We start from the raw sequence: 25124 nt of genomic DNA on the forward strand, positions 1-25124 counted from the left end.
AGTGGAGAAGCGCATGTTTCGAATCAGAGCCATCCAAGCCGAACACGGCGACGCGCTGCTCGTCAGCTACGGCAACCCGGACCGGCCTCGCCATGTGCTAGTCGACGGCGGACCCGCTGGCACCCGGGAAGCGCTGCTGGCCGTACTGAAGCCGCTATGCGTCAACGGCCGGCTTCGACTGGAGGCTCTGGTGGTGACGCATTATGACCTCGATCACATCGAGGGGATGATCGAACTGCTGAGCGACCCGCCCGAGTGGCTCGACATCGCGGACGTATGGTTCAACGGCTATCAACACCTGCGACAGGCAGACAGGCTTGGTCCGAGTGAAGGCGACGCTCTGTCGAAGTTGATCCGGCGCCGGAATCTTCCCTGGAATCACGCGTTTCCGGATAGGGGCACGATCCAACAATCGTGTAAGGAGGTCATCCTTGAAGGCAAGCTACAGGTGCGGGTGCTGTCACCAGATGCCTTGGCGCTGAAGAAGCTGTCGGAGGAATGGGCGAATCCCGAGTTGCCGCCGACGGAGCCGCCCGCAGGCCCCGGTGACCGACTGGGACGCAAGGACCCTTGGCCCCCAGGAGACTTCTCACAGTTGTCCAAGTCAAAGTCCCGGTCCGATAGCTCCACTCCCAACGGCAGCAGTATTGCTCTACTACTGCAGTTCGGCGACAAGCGCATGTTGTTGGCCGCAGACGCGTTCGCCGAAGTGGTGAAGGCTGGGCTCGCGGTCCATCACTCGAAGCAAGAGCCGATCGATCTGCTCAAGGTGTCTCACCATGGCAGCAAGGCCAATACTGACCTGGATCTCCTGACGTCCCTCCGGTGCTCGCGATTCTTGATTAGCACGAGCGGAAAGAAGTACCGGCATCCCGACAACGAGCTGATCGCGCGGCTGATTGCCAAAGGCAAGCACCCAGAGATCTTCTTCAACTACGACGTGCCGCACACCTCGAGATGGCGCCTCAAACCGGAAGGGTGGCCGAGCTTCAAGCCCCTCTATCCGATGGCCGGCGAGCAGTTTGTCGAAGTTTCACTCTGAAGCCCACGGGACCAGTCTCCCCCTTCGATCGTAATCGGGGAACGGCCGCTTCGGCTAGGAACTGACTGACTCTTCGGGTCGACTGGCGTCAGCTGAATGGAAGGCGGCGGTCGGCGCAACCCATCTCCGCCGTTCGCTTTTCTGACGAGCGGACATCGAGCCGAAACAAGAGTCAGGTTGCCAGCAGCATTGGACTGGAGCCGCAAAGTCAACTCTTGTCTGGCTTCGCACATTCAAAGCGGAGGACGTTTCAGTCCAACCCATCGCTGCACGGAGGGCCTCTCCCACTGACGCGCAGCGTAGTCCATTAACCTTGTTGGTACCGGATCGCCATTCAGGATGAGGCGATTCAGCATTAACGCCAAATCTGTGTCGGCGATGCACCAAGCCCCAAAGAGATTTGGCGCATCTCCAGAGAGCAAAGCCTCGGCCGCACGAAACAACTTCTGCACCGCTGCATGGGCCGCAGGGGTAAGCGCCGGTCCGGACACCCCGTAGAACACCACCTCAGTTGAGCGTTCCTGTCGGATGGGCATCAGATCGCTGCGGAGCCAGGCTTGCACCTGGCGTGCCCTCGCGCGAAGATATCTGTCTTGGGGATATACGGGCGTTTCCGGAAAAGCATCGTCAAGGAACTCCGTGATTGCTGACGATTCCGACAAAGCGAAGTCCCCATGCATCAGCGTGGGTACGCGCTGGGTCAACGACTTGGCTGTATAGCTCTCGTCATAGTTTGCACGACTGCCGAGATCCACAGTCGAAAGTTCAAATGGCAATCGCTTTTCGTGAAGAGCCACAAAAGCCGACATGGCGTAGGGGCTAGCAAACTGAGCATCGGCATATAGGCGAAGACTATTTTCCTTCAACGTGATCTCCTTGGCGGGTCCGCTCGTGCGGAGCCTTGATGATATACGGCGAGTGACCGCTTCGCGCTGACAATGTGGAGGGACCGCTTATGGCCGGGATGGGGCGTTTGTTTCGTCATGCTACGATCCTCCGAAACGGACGGGGGGGACTATGGCAACAGAGACCTACGGGGGATACACCATTCGAGGCTTTGCGAAGCCCATGGGGGACGGCTCGTTCGAAGCTTCGGGGGCCGTAGAGAAGGGCACCCAAGTGCTGGAGACCTCCGATCCGATTGGCTTCTACCCGAGCTTCCAGCGGGCAGTCGCGGAAGGCCTCGTCTGGGCGAGGGCGTGGGTTGATGCTCATGTCTGAAACCTGAACTCCACCAGGCTCACTCACGGGTTGGCGATCCATGAGCCGGGGCCGTGGATCTGCTCCCACAGCGATCGGTAACTCCGCGGGCGTCGGTGCTTAGACCGGTGTTCGCGTAGTCTGCCCAGTCACCATCCGCGCTGGGACGGCGCTCGATGCCCTCGGCGATAACATTCGCTTCACTGCAGTCGGGGCGCACCGAGGCCTGCCGGTACGTACCGCGCAATCTCAGGCAACACCCGGGCGAGCAACTGGGCATTGAGCCGCCCGATCTCGGCACGCTGTACGCGCCTTATGATGTCACATCGACACGCTGGTCGAGCACAGACCTGCGCGTATCGGGCACTCGGCTTCGGCGCGATGACGGAGCATCAGCGCCGCTATGTGGTGCGCTGGTTCAAGGGCGATCTCGGGCAAACAGGATCGCAATGGCTTGCTGCGGGATCTCAAACGGTGGCTGTACGAACATCGCATTCTGCTGCAGCGCGATCGCACGCTGCGGCAACCGGTCGCGTTCAGGTGGCCGGGGAAGTCGAAACCACGCTGACCGGCGAGTTGACGCAAACCTTCGCGCACAACGTCATGGTACAGCTCGTCGGAGCCCGTTCGAAAAAACCTGGATTGTCTGCGACGGCTCACCTGTGATACAAGATAGCCGCACGTCTGGCGCAGGCCGGTGGCGTCATCTACAACTAGTCTTCCTTGGAACATTCAGAACATGGCAACAGGTACCGTCAAGTGGTTTAACGATGCGAAGGGTTTTGGTTTCATCACGCCGGACGACGGCGGCGATGACCTGTTCGCGCACTTCTCCGAGGTTCAGGGAAATGGCTTCAAATCACTTCAGGAGGGCCAGAAGGTCAGTTTTGAAGTCAAGCAAGGCCCCAAGGGGAAACAGGCAGCGAACATCAAACCGCTGTAAGTTCTCCGCGCAGCAAACGCGTCCTGCCAGGGCAGCGATCGGGCCGATGCGTGATCGCTGTGGGTCTGGAGTAGGGCGTCGAAAGGGGGCGCGTACTCCTCGCCTTTGCTCAGCGCTCGAGAAAGGGCCTCAACTTGTCAGCACGACTGGGATGCATCAGCTTGCGCATCGCCTTGCTCTCAATCTGACGGATCCGCTCGCGGGTCAGGTCGAACTGCTTGCCGACCTCTTCAAGCGTGTGGTCCGAGATCGTATCGAGCCCGAATCGCATCCGCAGGACCTTGGCCTCGCGCGGCGATAACCCGTCGAGTGCCTCATCGATCGCGGCGCGCATGTTCGCGTGAATCACGGCCTCAGCCGGTGAACTCGCAGAGACATCCTCAATCATGTCGCCGAGCGTCGCGTCGGCGTCGTCGCCCACAGGGGTCTCGAGCGAGACAGGTTGCCTCGCGATCCTGAGGATACTGCGCACTTTTTCCTCGGACATCTCCATGCGCTCGGCGAGGACGGAGGGATGCGCTTCCTGTCCCGTCTGTTGCAGGAATTCGCGCGAAATCCGATTCAGCTTGTTGATCATCTCGATCATGTGGACCGGCACACGAATGGTTCGCGCCTGATCGGCAAGCGCACGCGTGACAGCCTGCCGGACCCACCAAGTGGCGTACGTCGAAAACTTCCAGCCGCGCCGGTATTCGAACTTGTCCACCGCCTTCATCAGGCCGATATTGCCTTCCTGGATTAGATCCAGGAACTGCATGCCGCGGTTCACGTATTTCTTGGCGATTGAAATGACAAGACGAAGATTCGCTTCGATCAGTTCTCGCTTGGCCTGCCGCATTTTCAACTCCGCGGCGCTCATCTGGCGGTTGATCCGCTTGAGCTGCTGGAGCGGCAGCGAGACCCCGGCCTCGATGTCTATGAGTTTCTGCTGGCCGGCCTGAATGGCCGGCAGATGTCGCTCGAGCGCTGCGCCAAACTGCCGCGAAGTCGCCGCCAGATGGCTGGTCCATTCAAGGTCGGTCTCGTGGCCCGGGAACGACTCGACAAACGCCTCGCGTGGCATGCCGCAACGGTCGACGGCGATCTCCAGGATGCTGCGCTCGATTGCACGAACCTCGGTAACCTGTTCGTGCACACTGGCACACAGGCGGTCGATAGTCTTGGCCGTAAAGCGGATCGGAGCCAGTTCACGCTGGATCTCCAAGCGCAATTGCGCAACGGCTGCGGAACGGGCTTTCCCAGTAACGGGTGCATCCGGCAACTGCTCGAACAGTACACGCACGCGCGCGAAAATCGCAAGACTGTCGATCGTGAGTTGTTCGAGGCGGGCTGCGTTCGCTTTCTCCGGATCCGCGGCGTCCGTTTCAGCGTCATCACCATCCGGGTCATCGTCGGAGGCGTCTGCTTCCACTTGAACGTCATCGGACTCTAGCGCCATTTCGCTTTCGTTCACGTCGTCGCTGATGCCATCGACCAGTTCGTCGATACGCAGTTCGCCGGCAACGATGCGGTCCGCATCGGCAAGAATCGTGGACACGACTGACGGACACGCGGCGATCGCCTGAATCATGTCCTGCAGGCCGCCTTCGACGCGTTTTGCGATCTCGATTTCGCCGGCGCGAGTCAGCAGTTCACTGGCGCCCATTTCTCGCATGTACATCCGGACCGGATCAGTAGTGCGGCCGAATTCGGAATCGACGGTCGACAGTGCAGCTTCCGCTTCCTCATCCGCCTGATCGTCGGATGCCGCGGCAGGCGCGGCATCGCTTAACAGGAGCGTCTCCGCGTCCGGCGCCTGCTCGTACACGGCCACCCCCATGTCGCTGAATGTGCTGACGATCGTCTCCATCGCAGCAGTTTGCGTAAAGTTGTCGGGCAGGTGATCGTTGATGTCCGCGTGGGTGAGATAGCCGCGCTCACGGCCAAGCGCGATCAGCGCGCGCATCTGGCGTTGACGCTCCTCGTCCTGGCGCGCCATGGACGCGATGTCCAGCGGTGTTGCGACCGCCTGGATCTTTCCTTTTGGAGAGCGGCGGCCGGTCTTTGACGTGACCGCGATCGTGCGGGATGCTGAATCGTCGCGAACTGGATTTGCCAATACACTCTCCTCGACAGGTTGGCCGACGATCGTCGCGGACATGACGGCTGTTCAAGCCTGTCGGGGTGCGAACGAAATCGTGGAATGACGCACGGACAGTCGAGGTCAGAATGCCTCTCGCGGAATCCGGTGTGCGCAGAATGGGGGAATTTTGAATAATACCGGACGACGTTGTGCGCCGCAATATGCGGTGGGTAGTGTTGCCTCGTCGAGGAAGGTCGAAAGATTCTCCTGTTCTCGCAGTTCACCAGCATGCTCGAGCTCGTTGCCACCGCGCTCGACGAGGCGCATATCCCGTATCGGTGCTCACGGGCGATACCATCACCTGTTTCGCGAAGGGCACGTCCGGAAATCGTCCGGACCGGCACCGTGCACCTTCGGACACAAGCACTCGGCGAGCTCAGCATCCTCCCGCGATTTCAGCGCTAGTCGCAGGCTGCCGAGGCTCAGGCCTCCTCCGGCTGCGATCAAATCGAAGGCATCGACGCTGTCAGAGCAGAAGGCGCCACCTTGAGCACGCAAAAGAGATCTTTGAGCTGCTCCGGTAGAAAGGCCCGTGGCTAGGTACGACTACACTGGCCGTGCTCGTCCCCATGCGGGTCTGTTGGGGCGGGGCAGAGCATCAAGGCGTGACTCGGGGAGCTGAATCTGATCTCGGCTTCACCAAGGCTGCCTGGCGATGCGTTACTCCGACCACACCGCATCGACATCCCTTGTTAGGTGTCCCGCGAGGATGTAATCGCCAAGCCTGGCCGCCTTTGCCTCCAGGCGCTCTAGCTCACCCGTTGGCAGCTTGCTGAGCTCAAATTGGCAGTAAAGATTGCGCTGACGGAAGGTCAACTTCGGGCGAATCAGCCCGCCAACGAGCGCCGCCGGGGAGCTAACGGCAATGCTCTCATGGCCGCGATACTGGACGTGTACACCGAGCTTTTCACCCCGCCTGCCAAGCTCAATCGCATCTTGCCAACCAGACTCGTAGTTCAAATCCACGACCGTTACTCCCTCTGTTTCCAGGAGCTTCAGCGCCTCGCTTTTCGTCCCAGCCAGAGCTGTCGCCATTTTCTCCTCCACTACATACAGGGCGTGTGGCTATTCGCGCTTCTTCAGCCCTGATCCATATTGCATAGCAGCATTGTAAGCGGGGAGCGGCCGTCTTTGTCAGGTCCCGTCATGGGAGCAGGTTGAACCGAGCAATATGCTGGAGGTCCGCGTCTGGGCACGGGAGCCGCGGAACGGGGGAAGCGGGGGAAAGATCATAGGCGCAACACGCAGCCGCCCGCGCCAGCCGCTGCCACGGCAATGTGACACCGAACAATGCACCAGGATCCAGCCACAGGCGCCACACGCCAGGAAGCCACAGCTTATCAACCAGTTCGCGGCTTCGGCCGCGACGGTCGTCTGCTTTTGGGCTAAAGCTGACTGACTACCGAATTCGGCGCACCGCTTCGAGAATGGAATGCCCCTGACTTGTCAGGCGAGGATAGGCATTGCCGCTGGCATGACCATGTTCCATCGTGACCAGCTTGTGAGCCAACAAGGTGTCCAATTGCTCAGGTTCGAGGTCGTCGATCTCCTCCTCGTCGCCGAGCAGCAGTAGCGCGGCGATCTCATGCGGGCTTAGCATATGTCGGCCTCCGTTGTCGTGGTTTGGAAAAACGAACTACTACTACTGCTGCCGCGAGATAGATTCCCCAGTCGACAATGTGGACAGTGGCCGGGGCAATGGTGGATTGGTGCGAGGAGGGCGGGGAAGCGTACACCGAGCGGCCACAATAAACTTCTTTGTCGCCGGCATCAAGCCAAAAGAATGCGGCAACGCAGCAGCATGAAGCAACGCAACCAGGCGATGTTGCGCGCACCTACCATCGGCGGCGTGCCGATCATCTCCGACCCTCTGTTCGGAGCCTATGTGGAAGAGCGGTCAGGCACGCCACTACGGCCTGATCATGGTGACCCCTCGCTCAACTCGAGCGTCGCGCGATTGGCTACCTCGTGATGCCCCCGGCTGAACGCCGGAAGGCGGCGCCGAAATGATCGAGAGTAGCGGTGTCCGCTGCGCAGGCTAGCAGCAGAGGAAGGGGTGGGCAACGACGTGAGAAGCCGGCGCGAATGATGAGTCGTTTCCGCCAATTGCGCCAGAGCGCCGTATTGGCTCAATCGTGATGCCGCTTTTTGGCCGCCGCTAATTGCGCCAGGCTGCCAAAGGCGTCGCGCCCACAAGGACAAGCCAGACCGCTATTAGGTACGCCAGCCCTGCGGTTATACTCCGCTCTCCACAACTAACGGGTAATCAACATGGTCGCAGCAACTAAAAGAACTGTTCTTGCAGAGGCAGTCACGAAGAAAAGGTCTGCCGCGAAGAAGATGACAGTGCCGACGAAAAAGGCTAGCGTGCTCGCCCGTGAGGCTCAGGCAGCGAAGAAGCGCTTGCTGAAGTTGCGCGCCGACACGAAGAAGGCAATTGAAGCGGCAAAGCGCGAAATTGCCCAGGCCGTGGAAGCCGCAAAGGCCGCGGCCCGCTTTGAAAAGCAAGCCGCAAAGGACAAGCTCGCGGCGAAGAAGGCCAAGGCTGCAGGCGCCAAGAAGGCGACGAGCAACAAAGCTGCCGCAACGAAAGAGGCCGCGAAAAAGGCCGCACCCGGTATCAAGGGCAAGGTCGCCGCGAAAGCAGCGCCGAAGGCGGCAGCAGTGAAATCCGTGACGAAGAAACGGGCTTCGGCGAAGAAGGTGGTTCCAGCTGTAGCTTCGCCTGAAGCGTCGGTGTGATCCTTGCATCGGCTGGTAACGCCTATCCGCAACCAGCCGATTGGCGCAAGGTAGGAGCACTGCTGAGGAAAGCTGAGGCCCGACAAACTTTGTGCTGACAGCTTTCCCCCTTCCAATTAGGCCTCTAGCTCATGCCTGGTTCGAGCAGCGGACTCATCCGTTGGTGCCGTGTTCGACTCACGGGAGGCCCACCATTCAACCGCAGATGCGCAGCGGCGACTTCATCGTGAAGCCTTCGTTGTATGCGGATCGCTTGCGCCGAGCTCCATTACATCGCCCAATGGGATTTCACGCCGCCGAGCGTACCTATTTCTGCGAGCTACGGCTTTGGGGCGAATGGCCGCCATTCCTGGGGAGGGCGATATCTTCGTGTCACTTTATTCGCCGCCGACCGCTGTCACAGGCCCATACGAATATTCATTAAAGTGAATGGAATGTTAAGTTCCGTATGAAGGTAGAGAACGAATACCTTGCAGGCCGACTTTAGAATGCGTATAAGTCAAAAGCGACTGAACAATTGGAGGCGAAGATGGCAACGTATCAAGAATTGATGGCGCGGAAGCAAGCGTTGGAAGCCCAGCTCGAAGAGGCGCGTTCAACTGAGGTCGCTGGCGTCATCGAGCAGATTCGCGAGCTGATGACTCGGTATGAGCTGTCGCCGGAAGACGTGGCGCCGCGGCGTCGTCGGGGCCGGCCTGCCGGTACAGCGTCCGCTGCCACCGAGAAAGCGCCGCTGCCGCCGAAGTATATGGATCCCAAAACCGGCAAGACCTGGTCGGGACGTGGCCGGACGCCGGCTTGGCTGGGCAAGCGGCCCGAGCGTTTCCTTATCCAGCAGGAATGAGCTGTTTGCAACGCCAATGTGAGCGGGTCGGGGCAGGCAACTCGTCATGGGAATGGCCACCCCGCGGCGGACCGCGCAACACACGCGGTCAAATCGGGCGATGACCGAAAAAAGACGGCTCTCGACCGGTAGCAGAGAGCCGCAGAACGTCCATGAAGAAATCGGGAAACTTGTGGAGTTTCCCGCGCCCAGTATCGCCCAGTCGCCCCGCACCAGGCAATCGGCCTGCCCACTGTTGCGCACGGGCTCGCTTTACCCAAAAAAGAGCCCGCGTCACCAGGGCGGCGAAGCGGGCGGTAGCAGGACTACCCAGGCATGATATGACGTCGCAAGAAACGCTTAAGTCTGAATTAGTCCGAATTTAACGCGCTTTTTTCAGCAGAAGGCTCCCGCGTCTTACTAGAATGGAGCGGTCATCACTTTTGCACGTGGAAGTGATCAATTGAGCCTCTTTCGATACGTGCCTTATGCGGCCCTCTTGGGGCGACGCATCAGGTTGGTCGCCGAATAATGCCGCGGCTTGGCTTTATGGACGGTCGAGCCTCCGGAATGCGTTGAAGTGTCGCAGCGCCTTCTGGAAGTGGCCCAGTTCCTGATGCAAACGCGCTGCGTTGTAGTGGGCATCGGCGTCGTCCGGTGCAAGTTCGATGCATCGCTCGTACGCTGCCAGAGCTGACTGCGGGGCGCCGACATCCTCGCGTGCAACCCCCAGGTTGAAATGCAATTGCGGCGCGTTCGGAAGGACGGACAACGCCCCCTCATAGAGCATGATGGCTTCGTCGAATCGTTGTTGGTCTGCCAGCATGCACCCAAGGTTCAGGTAGGCGTTCAGCATTCCTGGCGAGATCTCTAAGGCGCGTCGGTAGGCCGCTTCAGCCGCATTGGCGTCGACAGGTTCAAGTGCATAGGCTTGCGCAAAGGATTCCTCGGCGGTCGGTTCGTTGGCACGCATTCGCGTTAAATCAACGACTCGCACATCGGCTTCATCCGGCCCGAACTCGATCAGCCGTTGGCCGCTCTCAACCAGCCACGCGCCGTGCCGGTCCCATGCCGATACGTTGCCGCTGCTTGCGGAGATTCGCAGGGCCGATAGGTGTCGGTTCGGTGTGAGCCGTTCGAGACGACGCAGCGCCCGCAGAATCCGTGCAGGCGCAACGCTCGACCTGTGCAGGGATTCGGCGGTACGAATCAGAACCACGTCCCGAAAGGAGAAGACGTACTGGCCGCGTGGGCCTCGTGCAGGCGTGACCAGCCCGGCGGCTACCAGGCTGGAGATCAGCCGGCGCGAAGCGCCCAGGCGCGTCTCCAGCTCGCGCCTGGTCAACCCTTCGCCGTGGCTCATGCCGACTTCTTAGTGGTGCGTCGGATCGGTGTCGGCTCGGAAGGCGCTGTGCCCCGCTTACCGGCTCTGCGAGTTGATGGCTCGGCGGCTTTGGCTTTTGTCGCGGGCAGCCCTTTCTTGGACAGACTCGCGCGAAGTGCATCCATCAGATCGATGACCTGCCCGCCGGCGGTGACTTCAACTGGTTCGGGCGATACGATCTGCTTGCCGGCGATCTTTGCGTCGATGGCGGCGAGAATCCTGACTTTCTCCTCGTCCTTGTACTGGGCCGGATCGTATTGGTCTTCCGAGGCTTGCTCGATCAGCTGGATCGCCAGCTTTAGCTCCGCATCTGAGACTGCCACTTCCTCGATATGCAGTTCGGCGATGTTGCGCACTTCATCCGCGAACAACAGTTGCTGGAACACCAGGCCGCCCTCGACCGGTCGGATCTGCACGATATGCGATTTGCCTTTCGAGGCCCACTTCGCAATGGCACAGCGACCGGTCTTCGACATGGCTTCGCGTAAAAGGCTGTAAGGCTTACCGCCGCGCTTATCTGGAGCGATGAAGTACGCCTTGTCGAAATACAGCGGATCCACGCTGCGCTCGGGAATGAACGCAACGATATCGACCATGTGGCTGGCACTCTCTTCCAAGGCTTTGAGTTCATCGGGGGAGAACGTCACGAAGCGGTCTTTCTCAAACTCGTAGCCCTTCACCATGTCTGCACGGTCGACAACCTTTTGGGTCTGCTCGGAAACGTACTGTTGTTTCAGCCGTGCGCCTTCTTTGCTCAGTAAGTTGAAGCGCACAGCAGAGCTTGTCTCGGTGGCGGTGTAGAGTTTGACGGGGATGGACACCAGGCCGAAAGACAGCGACAAAGAGGCGAGGGATCGTGCAGGCATTGGATACTCCACAGCGCAGATGCGCCAGCATTTAGCTTAATCGTTCGATGGCTGCGGTCAAATTTTGGGGTGCCTCCCAGTAAGACTGCCAGGGATCCGCCACTTGGAAACTGAGGTATTCGCGGGCATCGCGGATAGTCCACTGTGCGCCACTTTTCAGCTTGGTAAGCTGCTCCCAGAACACCGGCATGGAGACACCGAGTCCTGGCCGCGCTCGCGCCGAGAACGCGGCTGCGGTGGTCTGGGAGAAGCCATTGCGCAGATAATCCACAAAAATCCGCCCCTTGCGGTTAGCCGCCCCAGAGCGGGCGGTGAAGCGCTGGGGCAGAGTGGCCGCCAAGTGTTTGACGGCGGCACGCGAAAACGCCTTCACTTCGTCGTAGGAACGCTGCGGCGCCAATGGCACGACGACGTGCAGCCCCTTGCCGCCGCTCGTTTTCAACCAGGACTGCAGCCCCAGCTCATCCAGCAGCGTGTGCACCAGCATGGCGGCCTCGATCATCGTCTCCCATGCAATCCCTTCGCCAGGATCGAGGTCGAAAATGACTCGATCCGGACGATCTATGTGGTGGGCCGTCGAATTCCACGTATGAAACTCAAGCACATTCATCTGGGCAGCGGCGACGATTGCGTCTGCCGAATCAGCAGTGAGTAATGCGGCATGGCCGGGCCAAAGGGACGGGAGCTGCTCGGTGAGGCCAGGCATCGCCGTTTCCGCGTGCTTCTGAAAGAAGGTCGGGGCATCGATGCCCTCCGGCGCGCGCACCAAGGATAGCGGCCGATCCTTGAGGTGGGGCAGCATCCGCTCCGCCACGCTCGCGTAGTAGCGAACCAGCTCGACCTTCGTGATGCCTGTGGATTTGTCGATGACACGGTCCGGATTGGAGACCTTGATAGCGCTGACGCCGTGCGGCGTCACGGCAGTCTGGATCGCCTCTCGCCGGGTCGACTTAGCCGGATGATCGGCGCGCAGGCCCTTGAACGAGGCTTGGCGTACCTGGCCTTCAGGGGTCCACTCGGAAAACTCGACTTCTGCAACGAGGGTCGGTTTCACCCAACGTACAACGCCTTCCCGGCCTCCGCCCCATCGCCGGCTGGAACGCGCCTCCGTCGAAAAGGGACTTCGCTCAGTTTCCAAGGTGGTCAAGCGTCTTCTGAGTTCTGTTGCCGTCGCGCTGTCCCAGCCGGTTCCAACGCCGCCGACGTAACGGAGTTCTCCATCCGCATATACGCCAAGCAATAGCTTGCCTACCTCGGCTGTTGCACCACTGCGGTCCGAAAACCCGCCAATCACAAACTCCTGGCGCAGTTTGCATTTGGCCTTCAGCCAGGTCTGGGTGCGTGCGGAAACATAGGAGGCGTCGGCCCGCTTGAACATCAAGCCTTCGAGACCGAGCTGGCACGCCGCCTGGAAGATCTGCACTGGGGAAGCATCGAAGGCCTCGCTAAAGCGCACCCGTTCGGAGCGATCTCCGACAAGCTCCGCCAGCTTCGCGCGCCGCTGGGTCAGGGGCACATTGCGCAAATCCCGGCCTTCCCAGAAGGGTAGGTCGAAGCCGAAGAAGACGATTGCGTCGTTGCGATGCCCATCGATTGCGTTCTGCAAGGCATTGAAATCCGGCATGCCATCGCGAAGCACGACGATCTCGCCATCCAGCCAGCCTTCCGAGATGTCTAGCGTCTCGATCTCTGCCGCCAGGGATCCCAGCTTGCGCGTCCAGTCATGGCCATTACGAGTAAAGAGCGCTACTCGGGCATCCTCGATTCTGGCCAAGATTCTGTAGCCATCGAACTTTGTTTCGATGACCCACCCGGTACCAGTCGGAAGTGCGGGTGCCGGGGTGGCGAGCTGCGGCCCGAGCTTTGCCGGCAAGGGGACGAGCGGGGCGTTCACGATGGCGGTATCGGACGCCATTTCAGTAGAGCCCGTCGACGCTTGGGTCAGCGCACCCAGCGGTTTTTTGATGACGCTATCCGGGAAAGCTGCCAACACGTCAAACTCTGCCAGCGGTCGCGCCCAGGCATCTCGCTTCTTGAAGAGGAACCACTGCTCTGAGCTGTCGCCGGGCTTGGCGATGCGTACCAGTTCCCAACGGCCGGCCAACTTTTCTCCGTAAAGTTCAAAGAGCAACTTGCCTGCGGCCATACCTTCACGCGGATCGCCGATTGGCTCCCACGTGCCACGATCCCAGACGATCACCGAGCCGGCGCCATACTGTTTAGCCGGGATTTCACCCTCGAAGTTGATATAGTCGAGCGGGTGGTCCTCCACATGGACCGCGATACGCTTTTCGCTGGGATCGTAGCAAGGCCCCTTGGGCACCGCCCAGCTGAGCAGCACGCCATCGAGTTCGAGCCTGAAATCGTAGTGCAGCCGCCGCGCCCAATGCTTCTGGATCACGAAACGCAACTGTTCGGCATTCTTGCGCCGTTTTCGTGTTCCCGCCGGCTCTGGGGTGACGCTGAAGTTGCGCTTCTTCTGATAGCGGTCGAGGTCGGGCAACCGCTCCGCGGTGCGCGCTCTAACCTTTGACATCCCTGGTGTCGTTGCCATAGGCGTTTCGCATCCGGATCGCTCCCTTCCGTGGACGATCCGCTTGGCCCCTCTGTCTTTATGCCAGCATCGTCCCGGAGCCAATCGCTGCGTCCCAACATAAGTTAACTATGCGGCACCTACCTCAACCTTCCGTCGGTCGCCGCGTGGCACTACATAAACGTTTGACATGTCGGCTCCTCGGGTTGCCATATTTCTGCAGTCTAGGCCGCTATCTCAATGCCCTGTAGAAGGCAGCGTCTTACACGTCCACCCGGAAGGCCTGCCTTGCAACCGGCATGCTCACCCGTTAAGGGCGTGCCCCTGCAGGGTCAGGCCGCCGCCACTAGAATGGCTTCTTTAGCCACAACGCCACGGTGACAGCGATGTGCTATTCCGCGCAGATTCACGCCAGCTATCGAAAGTACGTTCGGGAATTCGGGGCCTCTGACAGTTTTGAGCATTTTGTCGAACTCTTCTGGGAGAAGCGCAGAGACGGCGGCTGGTCCAAACTGCCTAAAGCAATGCGTGCCGTCTGCCACGAACGACAAGGAGCGCGCTGTCGCCGACCTTGTTGCGGCGGGTGACAAAGATCAGGCGATAGCCTTGGAGACGGAGCTGTTCCAGCAGAAGACACGGCTGACTGCCGCCGAGCGCGCATTGGCAGGCAAGCCGACAAAGAAGGCGGAAAACGATCAACGCGTCGCGACTGACAAGATCGCGAGGGCGCAGCGCAATCTAGCAGACCTGCAGCGAACTGATTTGCTGGATCGAGACTCGCGTATTTTCCCGGGCCACTACGCGCCCGTGATGGTGGTGCAGGATGGCCAGCGAGTTGTGATCCCGATGCGCTATCAATGCAGGATGCCGGGGTGGACGCCCGCGATGGAGCGACAGAAACCCGGTACATACAACGCTTTGGGAACGTTGCTAACAGTTAGGTGGAAAAATTTTTGTTCCAATCAACCACTTAGGGCGGCTAACTCTTTTCCCTAACCCTTTCGTTCTGAGGTTGAATCCTTTGTGGGCCTATGGCCAGCGGTGCGGCCGGCGCGCCAACTTCGCTGCGGTACTCGAAGGATTGACGCCAGTTCAACTCAGCGGCTGCTCCTACTCTCAGGCAGAGTTGGGAAGGCGATCGTCTCTGATCGACCGAGGCCGTGTGGAAACGTCTCTCGAATCGCACCAATGCGCGCCCCCTCCGGGGCGTAGCCTGCCTTATCGAATTTTCGGCCAATCCGGTCGTCGGCGGCGTCGAAACGGGTGGGAACAGCGCTAATGGGGCCCCTGAGAGCGATCTTCAGCCCCATCTTTTGCGCGCAAATGGGTGCTTACGCACCCACCAGGCGCATGGCCTTCATTGTTTTCGAGAACCCGAGAATTCGAAGGACGCGCTTCAGGTTGTACGCCAGAACATGCAGGCTCATTTCAGTTCCTACATTCGGCAGCGTGCGCGTCAAGAAGTGCGTGTAGCCCATCCAATGTTTGAAGGTTCCGAAGACATGCTCGACGGTTCGCCTGCGAACCGTCATTGCATCCGGCATCTTGTCGAGCCGGCGCTGGACGGCCTCCAGCACTTCCTCATGCTCCCATCTGGAGATGCGCCGGTACGGACTCGGCGTGCATTGCGACCGCATCGTGCACTGAGGACATGCACTACTCCAATAGCGGCGTAGCTGCAGTCCGTGTTCTTCTCTGGTGAAGCGGTATATCGCACGTTCTCCGGCGGGACATTGATATTCATCGTCTCGGGCAATGTAGATGAAGTCCGCCCGAACGAATCGACCACCTACCTTCGCGCTGGACCTTGCTGGCTTGGGCAAGATGGCAGCAATGCCCGTATCCGCGCATGCTTTGATCTCCTGCGCACTGAAGTAGCCACGATCAGCTATGGCTTTAAGCCTGGTCTTACCCATCGCATCGCGAGCAGCTCGAGCCATCGAGCTGAGTTGCGCCCGATCATTGCCGATATTGGTGACCTCATGAGCAACGATCAGATGATGCTTGGCATCTACGGCCATCTGTACGTTGTAGCCGACCATTCCAGAGCCCTTGCCACTTGTCGCCATCGAGCGCGCATCAGGATCGGTCATCGAGATCTGACCATCTGGCAGCGTCTTGAGCTCTTCCTTTATCTGGTCAAGGCTATGCATCTGTTGACGCAGTTGCACAATCTTCTCGCGCAGTCGAGTTGTCTTGAGTTCTACCTCCGCAGGCTGCGTGCGATCCGCAGTCTCCAGCGCGCTCAGATACCGCTGGATGCTTTCCTCAATTTGCTGCTGGCGCTTGTCGACCTTGCCAGCGGTGAAATTGCGGTCCCGAGTATTGACTGCCTTGAACTTGCTGCCGTCGATGGCGACCAGGGCCTGTGAGAACAACTTAAGATCTCGGCACAGTACAACGAAGCGACGGCAGACATTGCGAATGCCCGTGCCGTTATCCCGCCGAAAGTCTGCAATCGTCTTGAAGTCCGGCGCCAGTCGACCGGTAAGCCACATCAGTTCTATATTGCGTTGGCATTCGCGTTCCAGACGGCGGCTGGAGTGGACCCGGTTGAGGTAACCATAGATGTATATCTTTAACAGGACAGCAGGATGATATGAAGGGCGACCTGTAGTCGAGGGATTGGTACCTTCGAACCCGAGCGACTCGAGATCCAGTTCTTCAACAAACGCGTCGATGATCCTGGTGGGGTTGTCCTCGGCGATGAAATCATCGAGGCATTCTGGAAGCAGGGTAGCTTGCTTGCGGTCTTCTCCCTCTATGAATCGCTTCATCCGATCCCCCAGTCTGAATGCGTTGACTCAGTCTAGGTGATCGAGACGTTTTCACACAGCCTCGACCCCTCTCGGTCATCCGCGAACGCGAGCTCAATGTCCAATGACCGTGGTATTGCAGTCACCGATCCTGCTCAAAGGGGAATTCCTGCGGCGGCCGAGGACCGGCATGTGAATCCGGCCGCTCACACCCAGGTCAGCGTTTCCTCCGTAAAGAGGTGACCGGCCATGAGGTAGTCGCCGTGTTCAATGGCAAGCTCCTCCAGATTGCGCAGCGTATCCTCAGACAGCGCGGCCATGTCGAACCTGCAGTAGAGGTAGCGCTGCCTGAATGTGGGCTTCTCCATGCGCAGGCCGTGCACCAATGCTTCGGGGGATGCCACGGAGACATGCTCGACGGCGCGATACTACACGTCGACACCGTATTGACGGCCGAGTTGCTCCAGTTCGATCGCGTCCTGCCATGCGGTCTCGTAGTCCAACTCAAGCGTGCCGGCACCGCGACCATGGATGTGTTCCACCGTGCTGGCCCGGTCGCGTGCGGTATATGTGCTCATCGTGGCTCTCCAAATGCCGCTCAGTCGAGCTTGATATTTGCCTCCCTGATCAGGGTGCTGAATCTGGCCTTCTCCTGCCTAATGTATGCGGTGAAGTCCGCCGGCTGGGACGTCGTGGCGCTGAATCCATACTCGCCCAATACCTTGACCGCTTTTTCCGAAGCCAATGCCTTCGCGACTTCATTCCGAATGCGTTGAGTCAGTTCGGCGGGCATTCTCGCAGGTCCCCACAAGCCGTACCAGGAAACCATCTCGAAGCCGGTCAATCCCGACTCTGCAACCGTCGGAACGTTCGGCAACGCGGCAATGCGCTTCGCACTAGTGACTGCAAGCGGCTTCAGCTTTCCACTCTTCACATGGGGCAGCGTCGATGGCAAGGCATCCACCATGGCATTGATGTGGCCGCCCATGACTTCCGTCAACGCCGGAGCCGTACCCTTGTAGGGGATGATCTCGAACTGGAGCTTCCCGTCGTGCTTGATCGCTTCTTCGGCCAGGTGGCTAGCCGAGCCGACTGCTGAAGTTCCAAAGGTGTACTTCCCGGGCTCCTTGCGGATGGCGGCCATGAACTCCTTGAGGTCCTTTGCTGGAACACTGGGATGCGCCGTCACGAGCATTGGGACGCTACCCAGTTGTGTGATCGCCGTGAAGTCCTTTTCGATGTCATAGGTCGTTGCGCTCATCAGCATCGGCGTGGCCACGAAGGTCGATGCCTGCACAAGTAGGGTGTAACCGTCTGGCGCCGAGGTCGCTACCAACTTGCTGCCCAGCGTTCCGCTGGCTCCGGGCCGGTTATCGACAATAAATTGCTGGCCGAGGTTTTCGCTTAGGCGTTGCGCAACAACCCGCGTAACAGCGTCCACTGTTCCACCAGCGGGGTACGGCACAACGATTCTGACGGGCTTGTTGGGGTAGCTCTGGCCGAGAGCCAGCGTGGCGGCAAGACCAAAGCTTGTGGCCACTAGCGCTCTCAAAATACTTCTCATTGTCGTCTCCTGATATTGACTTGCATGCTTGCCGCTCTGCCTCGACTGGCGAGCGTCCAGAGAAGGGATTCTTGCATCCGATGCTTTCGCCTGAGCTCTTGCTCTTGCCATAAACAGGTATGGCGCCGACTCAGAAGACATGCTTTATGCCAATCATCGCACCAAACTGGTTGCCGCCCGGTGCCGGCGCGCTGGTTCCGACGGCGCTGCCACTGCTGACCGACATGGCCAGTTGGCCCCGGTTATCAATGAAGCCAGTCGTAAGATAGGCGGAGGTCCGCTTGGAGAAGGCGTAGGCACCGCGCAGGGCCGCGAGCCATGCCTTGTTGGCACTATGGTTGAATCCCAGATAGTAGATCTGCCCCGCGAGATTGAAGGCGGGCGTGATGTCGTAGGCCAGGCCCGCATAGTACAACTGGCTATGGGACGTGGTGCTGCCCTCATTGTTCCGGAAGGTGCCACCGATGCCAAGCTTCGTCCTGGACAGGACCATGTAGCCACCAAAGTGCAGGCGATCGTCCTTGAGGCCGCTGTTCACCAGCCCTGCTGCAGCACCGGCGCCTCCGCGCAAGGAATCGTATGCAGTTGCCAGGCCCCACCAGCTTGCGTCATACCGCAGCATCACTGACCATTCACGGCAGGCCTTGCTGTCGGCGGGATTCTCTCCGGCGCAGTTGGTTCCCGCGGGGTTCTGGCCAGCATTGACTGTGTCGCGCCCGAGGCTGTATGTCGCGCCGACAGTCAATCCGCCGAATGTACCCTTGTAGGCGATGGCATTATCGGCGCGGGCATTGGGTCGATAACTATCCAACGAGTTGGCGCCGTAGATGTTGGGCCCCAGTACGTCAGAGTCCAGCGTTGACCAGAAGGTCATCGTCCACTGACGGCCGAAGGAGAGTTGTCCCCACTGATTGCTCAGCCCCACAAAGGCCTGGCGACCGAACAAGCGTCCCCCCTGATTTGACGATCCGGAGTCCGGGGCAAAGCCGGATTCCAGGACGAAGACGGATTTCAGGCCTCCCCCAAGGTCTTCAGTCCCGCGCATCCCCCAGCGCGAAGGCACGGTGGCAGTCAGGTTCGGCATCCGCACGACACTGTCTTTGCTGGCACCAATATTGTTCACATACTCGACCCCGGTGTCGCCGAGGCCGTAAAGCGTCACTGATTGTGCCGAAGCGAACATCGGTGCGGCGCAAAGAAGGCCCGCGTACCATTTCCCGCAACTCCTCATGGGTGTCTCCTTGTTATGGCGAGTCGTTACAAACTTGTGAAGGCAGGCGAGCGGTCTCCCCCCAGCACCGTGCGCTCGATACGTTTCGAGTGCACGGCTGCAAGGGATACTGGGTCCGATGATCGCCGTGAAGCGTCTGACGGCAGCGGTCTGCGCTGCTGCGTTTGGCAGGTCAGCCAGTCAGGGTGAAATCTCTTCCAGCGGGCGGTTGGTGGTTTCGGTCATTCGGCTGGCCGCGACAAGGCCGACCACGCAGGCGCCCGCAAACATCAGGAAGACGGTGGCAATACCCTGTCCCGTCAGTACCATGCCGACAACGGTCGGTGCGGTGGCGGAGGCAGCTCGTAGCCATGACGTCGCCAGGCCGGTTCCGATCGCACGGATACGCGTGGGATAGATTTCCGGCGTGTACAGGTACAGCAGCACCGTCGCCGAACCCATCACGGCATAAGCTGAGGATGCAAGCAGCATGACCGACCAGGGGCTGGCGGCGCCGAACGCTCCGAGGACGGCGAGCAGTATGCCGCTGACCACGAAACACCCCATGGCCCAGCGACGACGACCCACGCGGTCCACCGAGAGTGCGCAGACAAGAACGGCACAGGTGCTGAGCACGTTGGAGAGCGAGGCCATGTGCAGCGACTCCTGCAATGGCAGGTGATAGACCGTCTTGTACAGACTCGGCAACCAGTTGTTGATGCCATTTGCAACGAAATAGGAACTCGCCCATAGCAGCCATACCACCACCGTACGGCCACGATAGAACGGCGAGAACAGCTCCTTCCAGTTGCCCTTTTTCTGCGAATGGAGGCCCCCGTACAGTTCCGAGATGCGCCGGTCCATCTCTGCGGCGTTGTGCTGCGGATCGAGGTTTCGCTTGGGGGTGCTGGCCTCGATTTCGCCGATCACGCGCTCTGCGTCGTCGAACCGGCCTTTGGCGATCAGCCATCGTGGTGATTCCGGCAGCCGCATGATCAGCAGTGCCACGACCAAGCCGGGTATCCCGCCAACCAGGAACATGTACTCCCAGCCAAAGCGAGGAACCAAGAAGGCACCTACCTGGGCCGCCAGCATTAGGCCAACAGGGAAGATCAGTTCATAGAGCAGGAAAAAGCGGCCGCGGCCATGGGCTTGCGACAGTTCATTGATATAGGTTGCCGCAACCGGTACCTCGCCGCCGACACCAATGCCCTGGATGAAGCGGCACAGGAACAGCATGTGAAAGTTGCCGGCAAAGGCGCACGCCACACTCATGACCGACATCAGGGCCACGGTTACGGTGGCACTCGGCACCCGGCCCAGGCGCTCGGCAAGCCACCCGAAGCATAGTGCGCCGATGACCTGCCCAAGGTACCCGGCAGCGATCAGGACGCCGATCTCGCCCGGCGATAAGTGCCAAAGCCCAACCAGGACCGGCATGACAAACGCCAAGGACAGTGCGTCGAATGCATCGAACAGGGTAGCACTGCCCATAACAATGCGGGCTTTGGTGTGCCACCTGCTAAAGGGAACATTCTCGATGCGAAAGAGAAGTTGCGCTGCCCGCTGCTGCGGATCAAATGGCGCACTGCTTGCCGCATCGTTCCTGCCGCTGTACATGGGTGCGACCGTAGTGGTGTCCATGCTGTCTCCAAGTTGACTGGCTCATGGTGTGCGAGCACCGGCCATCATTATTTTTGCGTCATCCGCTTCTGCCGTCGCCACGGTCTTTCGCACCCCAAGAGCCACTGGAAGTCCGCGACAGGGGGCAGCCCAGAAGCTCAGGTCAGCGTGAAGCCTCGTATTCCTCCCGTTGTGCATGCCTGCTGGCTACAGCAAAATGGGAAAAACACTGACGCGGCTAGCAGGCGCAGCCGGATGGCTGCGCCTGGCCACCGTTCAGCCTACGATGCCGGCGGCGCGCATCGCGTTTGCGATTTCAATGTCAGCACCCGGGGCGAGCGGCAGCAGCGGAGAACGCACGGTGGCGTGTTCCAGGATGCCGCGGGCAACCAGCGCATGCTTCAGCGCCACAGTGCCTTCCATGTGCGAGCCGCGGTGGTAGACGTTCTTCGTGACAGGCAGCAGGCGATCGTGGATGGCGCGGGCGGCCTTGTAGTCCCGTGCCTTGCCGGCCTTGATTAGCTCGACCAGAAGTTCCGGCGCGATGTTGCCGTAGCCCACCAGCAGACCGTCCACGTCAAACATGGTGTGCAGCAGATACTCGTCGTGACAGCTCAGAATCTGCAGATCAGGGCGCTCGCGACGAATCACGGGGATCTCGGTGTCCCAGCGGCGCATGTTGCGCACGCCGTTCTTCATCGCGAATACGCCGGGCTGCGCCGCGATGTCAAGCTGGGTCTCCAGGTCGTAGGTGCACTTGGTTGCATCGGGGTACTGGAACAGGATCAGCGGCAGCCCACTGGTCTCAAACACCTGGCGGTACTTGTCCTGAGGTGCGCCCTTCTGGTAGCCGAAGCGCAGCCAGCCGTGCGAGGGGTAGAGCAGGCCGGCGGACGCGCCCGCCTGGACCGCGCGCTTGGCTTCCTCGGCGGCCACCTCGGTGCCTTCCAACGTGATGCCGGCGATGATGGGAATGGCGCCATTGACTGCCTCGACGAAGGTTTCGATGACCTTCATCTGCTCCGCCTGCGTCAGAAAGGTGCCTTCGCCAGCGTGGCCGAGCACGGTCAGGCTCTTCACGCCATCGATGCTGCCGAGCCAGGCGCCCAGCTTCTTGCAGGCGGCGTAGTCCACCGCGCCGTCGCGGGTGAAGGGCGTAACCGGGGCAGGATTGAGGCCGCGGAGGTCGATATCTTTCATGTCACTTCCTGTATGAGTATGGGGTTCACCGGGTGCCGGATGCTTTGCCCGGAGAGCCTGCCGCTGCTAGTGTCTCCATAACGGCGGCGGGCATGTGAGGCAGTCTAGGAGTCGCCATGGCATACCGGAAGTGCCATGCTGGATATTTCAGATATACTGATTCCGTATAGCATGGAAGCCAAGGCAAGCGATGAACTACTCCGCATGGAAACTGTTCCTGGCGGCTGCCGACCTGGGCAGTCTGAGCAAGGTGGCTCAGTCCTATGGCACGAGTCAGCCCCACATCAGCCGCCAACTCAATGAACTTGAGCAGGAGTGCGGGGGGCGTCTATTCCAGCGCACGGGTCGCGGGGTGGTGCTTACCGAATTCGGAGAGCGCGTGGCGCCCAAGGTCCGGGCGTGGGTGGCAGGCACGGACCAACTGGTCAACGACATCCACTCGACCTCAGGCAAGCCTATCGGCACAGTTCGCATCGGAATCCTGCCTTCCATGGCGCATCCACTGGTCAGCACGCTTTATTACCGCTTGAAGGAGCGCTACCCCCTGGTGCAACTCAGTGTTCGCGAGGGGCAAGGCGCGCAACTGGAGAACTGGCTGGAAGCTGGACACGTCGATCTGGCTATTCTGTTCCGCCATAGTCCGATGCCAAAGCACGGCGACGTGTACTTAGTCGAAACTGTGACCTACCTTGTGGGCGCCGAGGGAGACCGCGTGACCGCCAACCCCACCGTACAGTTTTCCGCGCTGCACAACCTTCCCCTGGTAATGTTCTGCCGACCCAATAGCTGGCGCGACCGATTGGATCAATTGGCACTGGAGCATGGTGTTGCGCTGAATGTCGCAGTGGAGGCCGATTCGCTAAGCCTGCAGACCCATATCGTCGCCGACGGGGGCATGTACGCGCTGCTGGGGCCGTATGCGATTTCCAACGCCGGCCGGGATTGCCGCTTGCAGGCATCGAAGATCATCAATCCGCAGATCACCCGCCATATTGCGTTGGCCATGTCGCGCCATGGTGAACTCACGCTAGCGTGCCGCACCGTCATGCAGCTTGTCCGTGAGATTGCGCAATTCGGGGGACCGGAGTCGACCGGACGTGGCCTCGAGGTCTCAACTTGAGAGGTCCTGCGACACCTGGATCTGGTACCGATCAACATTGGGTAATGCAAATGAAGCCGGACATCTCTCGCGAAGGGACCTCACAAAGCACGGACGGGGGCGACGACTGCCCCTTGCGCTGGTTCGACGCGGATCGGGGTGCATTCGAATCGCTCGAGCGATGGATCGCCGAGCATCCGGCGGATTTCTTTGCGGGTGAGCATTTTGATCCGGTTGGCGCGTGCGCTACACGCGAGGCTGTATTCGCGTCGGTTGAGCTGCCCGAGACGCCGACATCGCCGCAAGCGCATGCCGATCATCTGCTCAACGACGTGTTTCGGCACGTGATGCCCGTGGCATCGCCCACGTTCGTCGGACACATGACGTCGTCGCTGCCGTCGTTCATGCCCTCGCTGGCCAAGGTGGTGGCAGCGCTGAACCAGAACGTCGTGAAGCTCGAGACGTCCGGCGCGCTGACTGGGCTTGAGCGCAAGGTCATCGGCATGCTGCACAAGCTGGTGTTTGCCCAGGACACCGCGTTCTATGCGAGATGGTTGCACGATGCCGACCACGCGCTCGGCGCGATCTGCTCCGGCGGCACGGTTGCCAACCTCACCGCGCTATGGGCGAGCCGCAACAACTTGCTGGGCGCGCGTGATGGCTTCGCCGGCATCCATCGCGCCGGACTGGTGGCTGCGCTGCGCCATTACGGCCATGACGGGCTTGCGGTCGTCGTCTCAGAGCGCGGGCACTACTCGTTGCGAAAGGCAGCCGATGTCCTTGGCATCGGGCGCGACAATCTCGTGCCGGTCGGGGTCGATGCAGACGGTCGCATGCGCATCGACCTGCTGCGCGATACCATGCGTGACCTGCAGCAGCGCAACATCCGGCCGATGGCGATCGTCGGCATAGCGGGGACGACCGAGACGGGCGCGGTCGATCCGCTCGACGCGATCGCGGATGTTGCTCAGGAGGCCGGCTGCCATTTCCACGTGGATGCCGCATGGGGCGGCGCAACACTGCTGTCGGAGCGCGAGCGCTGGCGCTTCGCGGGCATCGAGCGTGCCGATTCCGTCGTCATCGATGCGCACAAGCAGTTCTACGTGCCGATGGGCGCCGGCATGGTGCTGTTCCGGCACGCGGCGTGGACGCAGGACATCATCCAGCATGCGAACTACATCGTGCGCAAGGGCTCGGTGGACCTGGGGCGCCATACGCTCGAAGGATCGCGCGGCGCGGCGGCGATCATGCTCTATGCGAACTTTCATCTGCTCGGTCGCAAGGGGTTGGCGCAGTTGATCGAACGTAGCATCGATAACGCCCGCTACTTTGCATCCCTGATAGTGCAGCAGCCGGATTTCGAGCTCGACAGCCACCCGCAGCTTTGCATCCTGACCTATCGCCATGTGCCCGAGACCGTGCGTGCCGCGCTGGCAACCGCTTCGGCCGGCAGGCGCGAGAAGATGCTGGACGCGCTGGATGCGCTGACCATCAGCATTCAGGAAATGCAGCGCGATGCCGGCCGCTCATTCGTATCGCGCACGCAGTTGACGTCGACACAGTGGAGTGGCCGCCCGATTGCCGTTTTCCGCGTGGTGCTGGCCAACCCGGATACGACGCATGCCATCCTGCAGGACATCCTCGACGAACAGCGCGCGCTGGCGGCGGCCAGCCCATGCATGGCGCCGCTGATGGCACTGGCGGTGGCGCCGGACGCGTGAGGCATTTGCAGTTGGCGAGCGCCAGTCGTCGACCGTCTCTCACTGACACCTACGGCCGAGGGTACAGCGGAGCCTACAATTCAGCTTGTGCTGATAGACGGCTCTCTCTGCGGCCGCATCGCGATCGGCAGCGGACGCTCGGTATGAAAAATCGAACGGCTCTTCATGGCCGGAAAGCGACTTCCGCCAACGGCACAAACGGCGATGTCTGTGAATTGGTATCCGGACCAACAATTATCGGAGTCTGTTCCGCGCTTGGTATGGTTTCGTAGCGGCATGATCAGCCTGCGAAGCCG

General features: G+C 60.3%; 23 protein-coding genes. 9 read left to right on the top strand and 14 right to left on the bottom strand.

Going from position 1 to position 25124, the window contains the following annotated elements; genetic code table 11:
• Positions 1-13: 13 nt before the first annotated feature.
• Positions 14-1042 carry a ComEC/Rec2 family competence protein gene (locus E5S69_RS08165; RefSeq protein ID WP_058697642.1) on the top strand — a complete coding sequence of 343 codons (1029 nt, stop codon included), beginning with the start codon at positions 14-16 and terminating at the stop codon, positions 1040-1042.
• A gap of 233 nt (positions 1043-1275) precedes the next feature.
• Here the strand turns inward: E5S69_RS08165 and yfcF are convergent, their stop codons facing one another.
• Complete coding sequence (gene yfcF / locus E5S69_RS08170; protein ID WP_081050239.1) at positions 1276-1908, bottom strand: glutathione transferase; 633 nt, start codon at positions 1906-1908, stop codon at positions 1276-1278.
• 715 nt (positions 1909-2623) lie between these two features.
• Here yfcF and E5S69_RS08175 point away from each other — a divergent pair.
• A complete protein-coding gene (locus E5S69_RS08175; protein WP_143010703.1) occupies positions 2624-2908 on the top strand; it encodes a hypothetical protein in 285 nt (94 codons plus the stop codon).
• A gap of 73 nt (positions 2909-2981) precedes the next feature.
• Entirely contained in the window at positions 2982-3185 is a 204-nt protein-coding gene (locus E5S69_RS08180) for a cold-shock protein (RefSeq protein ID WP_013954359.1), read from the top strand.
• Between the two features lie 109 nt (positions 3186-3294).
• Here E5S69_RS08180 and rpoD read toward each other — a convergent pair whose 3' ends face one another.
• The 3 genes from rpoD to E5S69_RS08195 all read right to left on the bottom strand — a co-directional run bounded on the left by rpoD (position 3295) and on the right by E5S69_RS08195 (position 6907).
• Complete coding sequence (rpoD, locus tag E5S69_RS08185) at positions 3295-5325, bottom strand: RNA polymerase sigma factor RpoD (protein WP_171514463.1); 2031 nt, start codon at positions 5323-5325, stop codon at positions 3295-3297.
• Positions 5326-5967: 642 nt separating this feature from the next.
• Positions 5968-6342: a hypothetical protein gene (locus E5S69_RS08190; protein ID WP_058697644.1), complete on the bottom strand. Its 375-nt coding sequence runs from the start codon at positions 6340-6342 to the stop codon at positions 5968-5970.
• Between the two features lie 364 nt (positions 6343-6706).
• Positions 6707-6907 (bottom strand): hypothetical protein, encoded by a 201-nt coding sequence (locus tag E5S69_RS08195; RefSeq protein WP_081050240.1) that lies wholly within the window; start codon positions 6905-6907, stop codon positions 6707-6709.
• Positions 6908-7108: 201 nt separating this feature from the next.
• Between E5S69_RS08195 and E5S69_RS08200 the strand changes: the two genes are divergently transcribed.
• From E5S69_RS08200 to E5S69_RS08210, 3 genes are all read left to right on the top strand, one after another.
• On the top strand, positions 7109-7279 hold the full coding sequence (locus E5S69_RS08200; RefSeq protein ID WP_158577657.1) for a hypothetical protein: 171 nt from the start codon (positions 7109-7111) through the stop codon (positions 7277-7279).
• A 299-nt stretch (positions 7280-7578) separates the two neighbouring features.
• The gene (locus tag E5S69_RS08205; protein WP_058697645.1) at positions 7579-8049 is read left to right on the top strand and encodes a hypothetical protein; all 471 of its coding nucleotides are present in this window, start codon (positions 7579-7581) and stop codon (positions 8047-8049) included.
• 529 nt (positions 8050-8578) lie between these two features.
• Positions 8579-8893 carry an H-NS family nucleoid-associated regulatory protein gene (locus E5S69_RS08210; RefSeq protein ID WP_058697646.1) on the top strand — a complete coding sequence of 105 codons (315 nt, stop codon included), beginning with the start codon at positions 8579-8581 and terminating at the stop codon, positions 8891-8893.
• Between the two features lie 526 nt (positions 8894-9419).
• Here E5S69_RS08210 and E5S69_RS08215 read toward each other — a convergent pair.
• Genes E5S69_RS08215 through ligD form a run of 3 tightly spaced genes read right to left on the bottom strand, consistent with a single transcriptional unit; the run spans position 9420 to position 13676 of the window.
• On the bottom strand, positions 9420-10235 hold the full coding sequence (locus E5S69_RS08215) for a tetratricopeptide repeat protein (RefSeq protein ID WP_058697647.1): 816 nt from the start codon (positions 10233-10235) through the stop codon (positions 9420-9422).
• Positions 10232-11122 (bottom strand): Ku protein, encoded by an 891-nt coding sequence (locus E5S69_RS08220; protein ID WP_058697648.1) that lies wholly within the window; start codon positions 11120-11122, stop codon positions 10232-10234. The genes E5S69_RS08215 and E5S69_RS08220 overlap by 4 nt, the downstream gene beginning before the upstream one ends.
• A 31-nt stretch (positions 11123-11153) precedes the next feature.
• Positions 11154-13676 carry a DNA ligase D gene (ligD, locus tag E5S69_RS08225; RefSeq protein WP_058697649.1) on the bottom strand — a complete coding sequence of 841 codons (2523 nt, stop codon included), beginning with the start codon at positions 13674-13676 and terminating at the stop codon, positions 11154-11156.
• Between the two features lie 507 nt (positions 13677-14183).
• On the opposite strand from ligD, the gene E5S69_RS08230 reads away from it, so the two are divergent.
• Positions 14184-14651: a hypothetical protein gene (locus E5S69_RS08230; RefSeq protein WP_234788184.1), complete on the top strand. Its 468-nt coding sequence runs from the start codon at positions 14184-14186 to the stop codon at positions 14649-14651.
• Between the two features lie 335 nt (positions 14652-14986).
• On the opposite strand, the gene E5S69_RS08235 is transcribed toward E5S69_RS08230, so the two are convergent.
• From E5S69_RS08235 to E5S69_RS08260, 7 genes are all read right to left on the bottom strand, one after another.
• On the bottom strand, positions 14987-16432 hold the full coding sequence (locus tag E5S69_RS08235; RefSeq protein ID WP_058697650.1) for an IS1182 family transposase: 1446 nt from the start codon (positions 16430-16432) through the stop codon (positions 14987-14989).
• Positions 16433-16617: 185 nt separating this feature from the next.
• Positions 16618-16815, bottom strand: a complete 198-nt coding sequence (locus E5S69_RS32775) for a hypothetical protein (RefSeq protein WP_327077295.1) — start codon at positions 16813-16815, stop codon at positions 16618-16620.
• Between the two features lie 24 nt (positions 16816-16839).
• On the bottom strand, positions 16840-16989 hold the full coding sequence (locus tag E5S69_RS32780; protein ID WP_327077297.1) for a hypothetical protein: 150 nt from the start codon (positions 16987-16989) through the stop codon (positions 16840-16842).
• Positions 16990-17009: 20 nt separating this feature from the next.
• Positions 17010-17975, bottom strand: coding sequence for a Bug family tripartite tricarboxylate transporter substrate binding protein (locus tag E5S69_RS08245; RefSeq protein ID WP_058697651.1), 966 nt, complete (start codon positions 17973-17975; stop codon positions 17010-17012).
• A 130-nt stretch (positions 17976-18105) separates the two neighbouring features.
• Positions 18106-19206, bottom strand: coding sequence for a porin (locus E5S69_RS08250; protein WP_058697652.1), 1101 nt, complete (start codon positions 19204-19206; stop codon positions 18106-18108).
• A 180-nt stretch (positions 19207-19386) separates the two neighbouring features.
• Positions 19387-20805, bottom strand: coding sequence for an MFS transporter (locus E5S69_RS08255; RefSeq protein ID WP_233528069.1), 1419 nt, complete (start codon positions 20803-20805; stop codon positions 19387-19389).
• Between the two features lie 279 nt (positions 20806-21084).
• Complete coding sequence (locus E5S69_RS08260) at positions 21085-22008, bottom strand: dihydrodipicolinate synthase family protein (RefSeq protein ID WP_058697654.1); 924 nt, start codon at positions 22006-22008, stop codon at positions 21085-21087.
• Positions 22009-22198: 190 nt separating this feature from the next.
• On the opposite strand from E5S69_RS08260, the gene E5S69_RS08265 reads away from it, so the two are divergent.
• On the top strand, positions 22199-23128 hold the full coding sequence (locus tag E5S69_RS08265) for a LysR family transcriptional regulator (protein ID WP_058697655.1): 930 nt from the start codon (positions 22199-22201) through the stop codon (positions 23126-23128).
• Positions 23129-23178: 50 nt separating this feature from the next.
• A complete protein-coding gene (gene panP / locus E5S69_RS08270) occupies positions 23179-24828 on the top strand; it encodes a pyridoxal-dependent aspartate 1-decarboxylase PanP (RefSeq protein WP_058697656.1) in 1650 nt (549 codons plus the stop codon).
• Positions 24829-25124: the final 296 nt, after the last annotated feature.

Source organism: Cupriavidus necator, assembly GCF_013141915.1.
GTDB classification, from domain to species: domain Bacteria; phylum Pseudomonadota; class Gammaproteobacteria; order Burkholderiales; family Burkholderiaceae; genus Cupriavidus; species Cupriavidus necator_B.

Coding starts and splice junctions, on each gene's coding strand:
- E5S69_RS08165 (WP_058697642.1), top strand. CDS start 14: ATGTTTCGAATCAGAGCCATCCAAGCCGAACACGGCGACGCGCTGCTC.
- E5S69_RS08175 (WP_143010703.1), top strand. CDS start 2,624: ATGACGGAGCATCAGCGCCGCTATGTGGTGCGCTGGTTCAAGGGCGAT.
- E5S69_RS08180 (WP_013954359.1), top strand. CDS start 2,982: ATGGCAACAGGTACCGTCAAGTGGTTTAACGATGCGAAGGGTTTTGGT.
- rpoD (WP_171514463.1), bottom strand. CDS start 5,325: ATGTCCGCGACGATCGTCGGCCAACCTGTCGAGGAGAGTGTATTGGCA.
- E5S69_RS08190 (WP_058697644.1), bottom strand. CDS start 6,342: ATGGCGACAGCTCTGGCTGGGACGAAAAGCGAGGCGCTGAAGCTCCTG.
- E5S69_RS08195 (WP_081050240.1), bottom strand. CDS start 6,907: ATGCTAAGCCCGCATGAGATCGCCGCGCTACTGCTGCTCGGCGACGAG.
- E5S69_RS08200 (WP_158577657.1), top strand. CDS start 7,109: ATGAAGCAACGCAACCAGGCGATGTTGCGCGCACCTACCATCGGCGGC.
- E5S69_RS08205 (WP_058697645.1), top strand. CDS start 7,579: ATGGTCGCAGCAACTAAAAGAACTGTTCTTGCAGAGGCAGTCACGAAG.
- E5S69_RS08210 (WP_058697646.1), top strand. CDS start 8,579: ATGGCAACGTATCAAGAATTGATGGCGCGGAAGCAAGCGTTGGAAGCC.
- E5S69_RS08215 (WP_058697647.1), bottom strand. CDS start 10,235: ATGAGCCACGGCGAAGGGTTGACCAGGCGCGAGCTGGAGACGCGCCTG.
- E5S69_RS08220 (WP_058697648.1), bottom strand. CDS start 11,122: ATGCCTGCACGATCCCTCGCCTCTTTGTCGCTGTCTTTCGGCCTGGTG.
- ligD (WP_058697649.1), bottom strand. CDS start 13,676: ATGGCAACGACACCAGGGATGTCAAAGGTTAGAGCGCGCACCGCGGAG.
- E5S69_RS08235 (WP_058697650.1), bottom strand. CDS start 16,432: ATGAAGCGATTCATAGAGGGAGAAGACCGCAAGCAAGCTACCCTGCTT.
- E5S69_RS32780 (WP_327077297.1), bottom strand. CDS start 16,989: ATGAGCACATATACCGCACGCGACCGGGCCAGCACGGTGGAACACATC.
- E5S69_RS08245 (WP_058697651.1), bottom strand. CDS start 17,975: ATGAGAAGTATTTTGAGAGCGCTAGTGGCCACAAGCTTTGGTCTTGCC.
- E5S69_RS08250 (WP_058697652.1), bottom strand. CDS start 19,206: ATGAGGAGTTGCGGGAAATGGTACGCGGGCCTTCTTTGCGCCGCACCG.
- E5S69_RS08255 (WP_233528069.1), bottom strand. CDS start 20,805: ATGTACAGCGGCAGGAACGATGCGGCAAGCAGTGCGCCATTTGATCCG.
- E5S69_RS08260 (WP_058697654.1), bottom strand. CDS start 22,008: ATGAAAGATATCGACCTCCGCGGCCTCAATCCTGCCCCGGTTACGCCC.
- E5S69_RS08265 (WP_058697655.1), top strand. CDS start 22,199: ATGAACTACTCCGCATGGAAACTGTTCCTGGCGGCTGCCGACCTGGGC.
- panP (WP_058697656.1), top strand. CDS start 23,179: ATGAAGCCGGACATCTCTCGCGAAGGGACCTCACAAAGCACGGACGGG.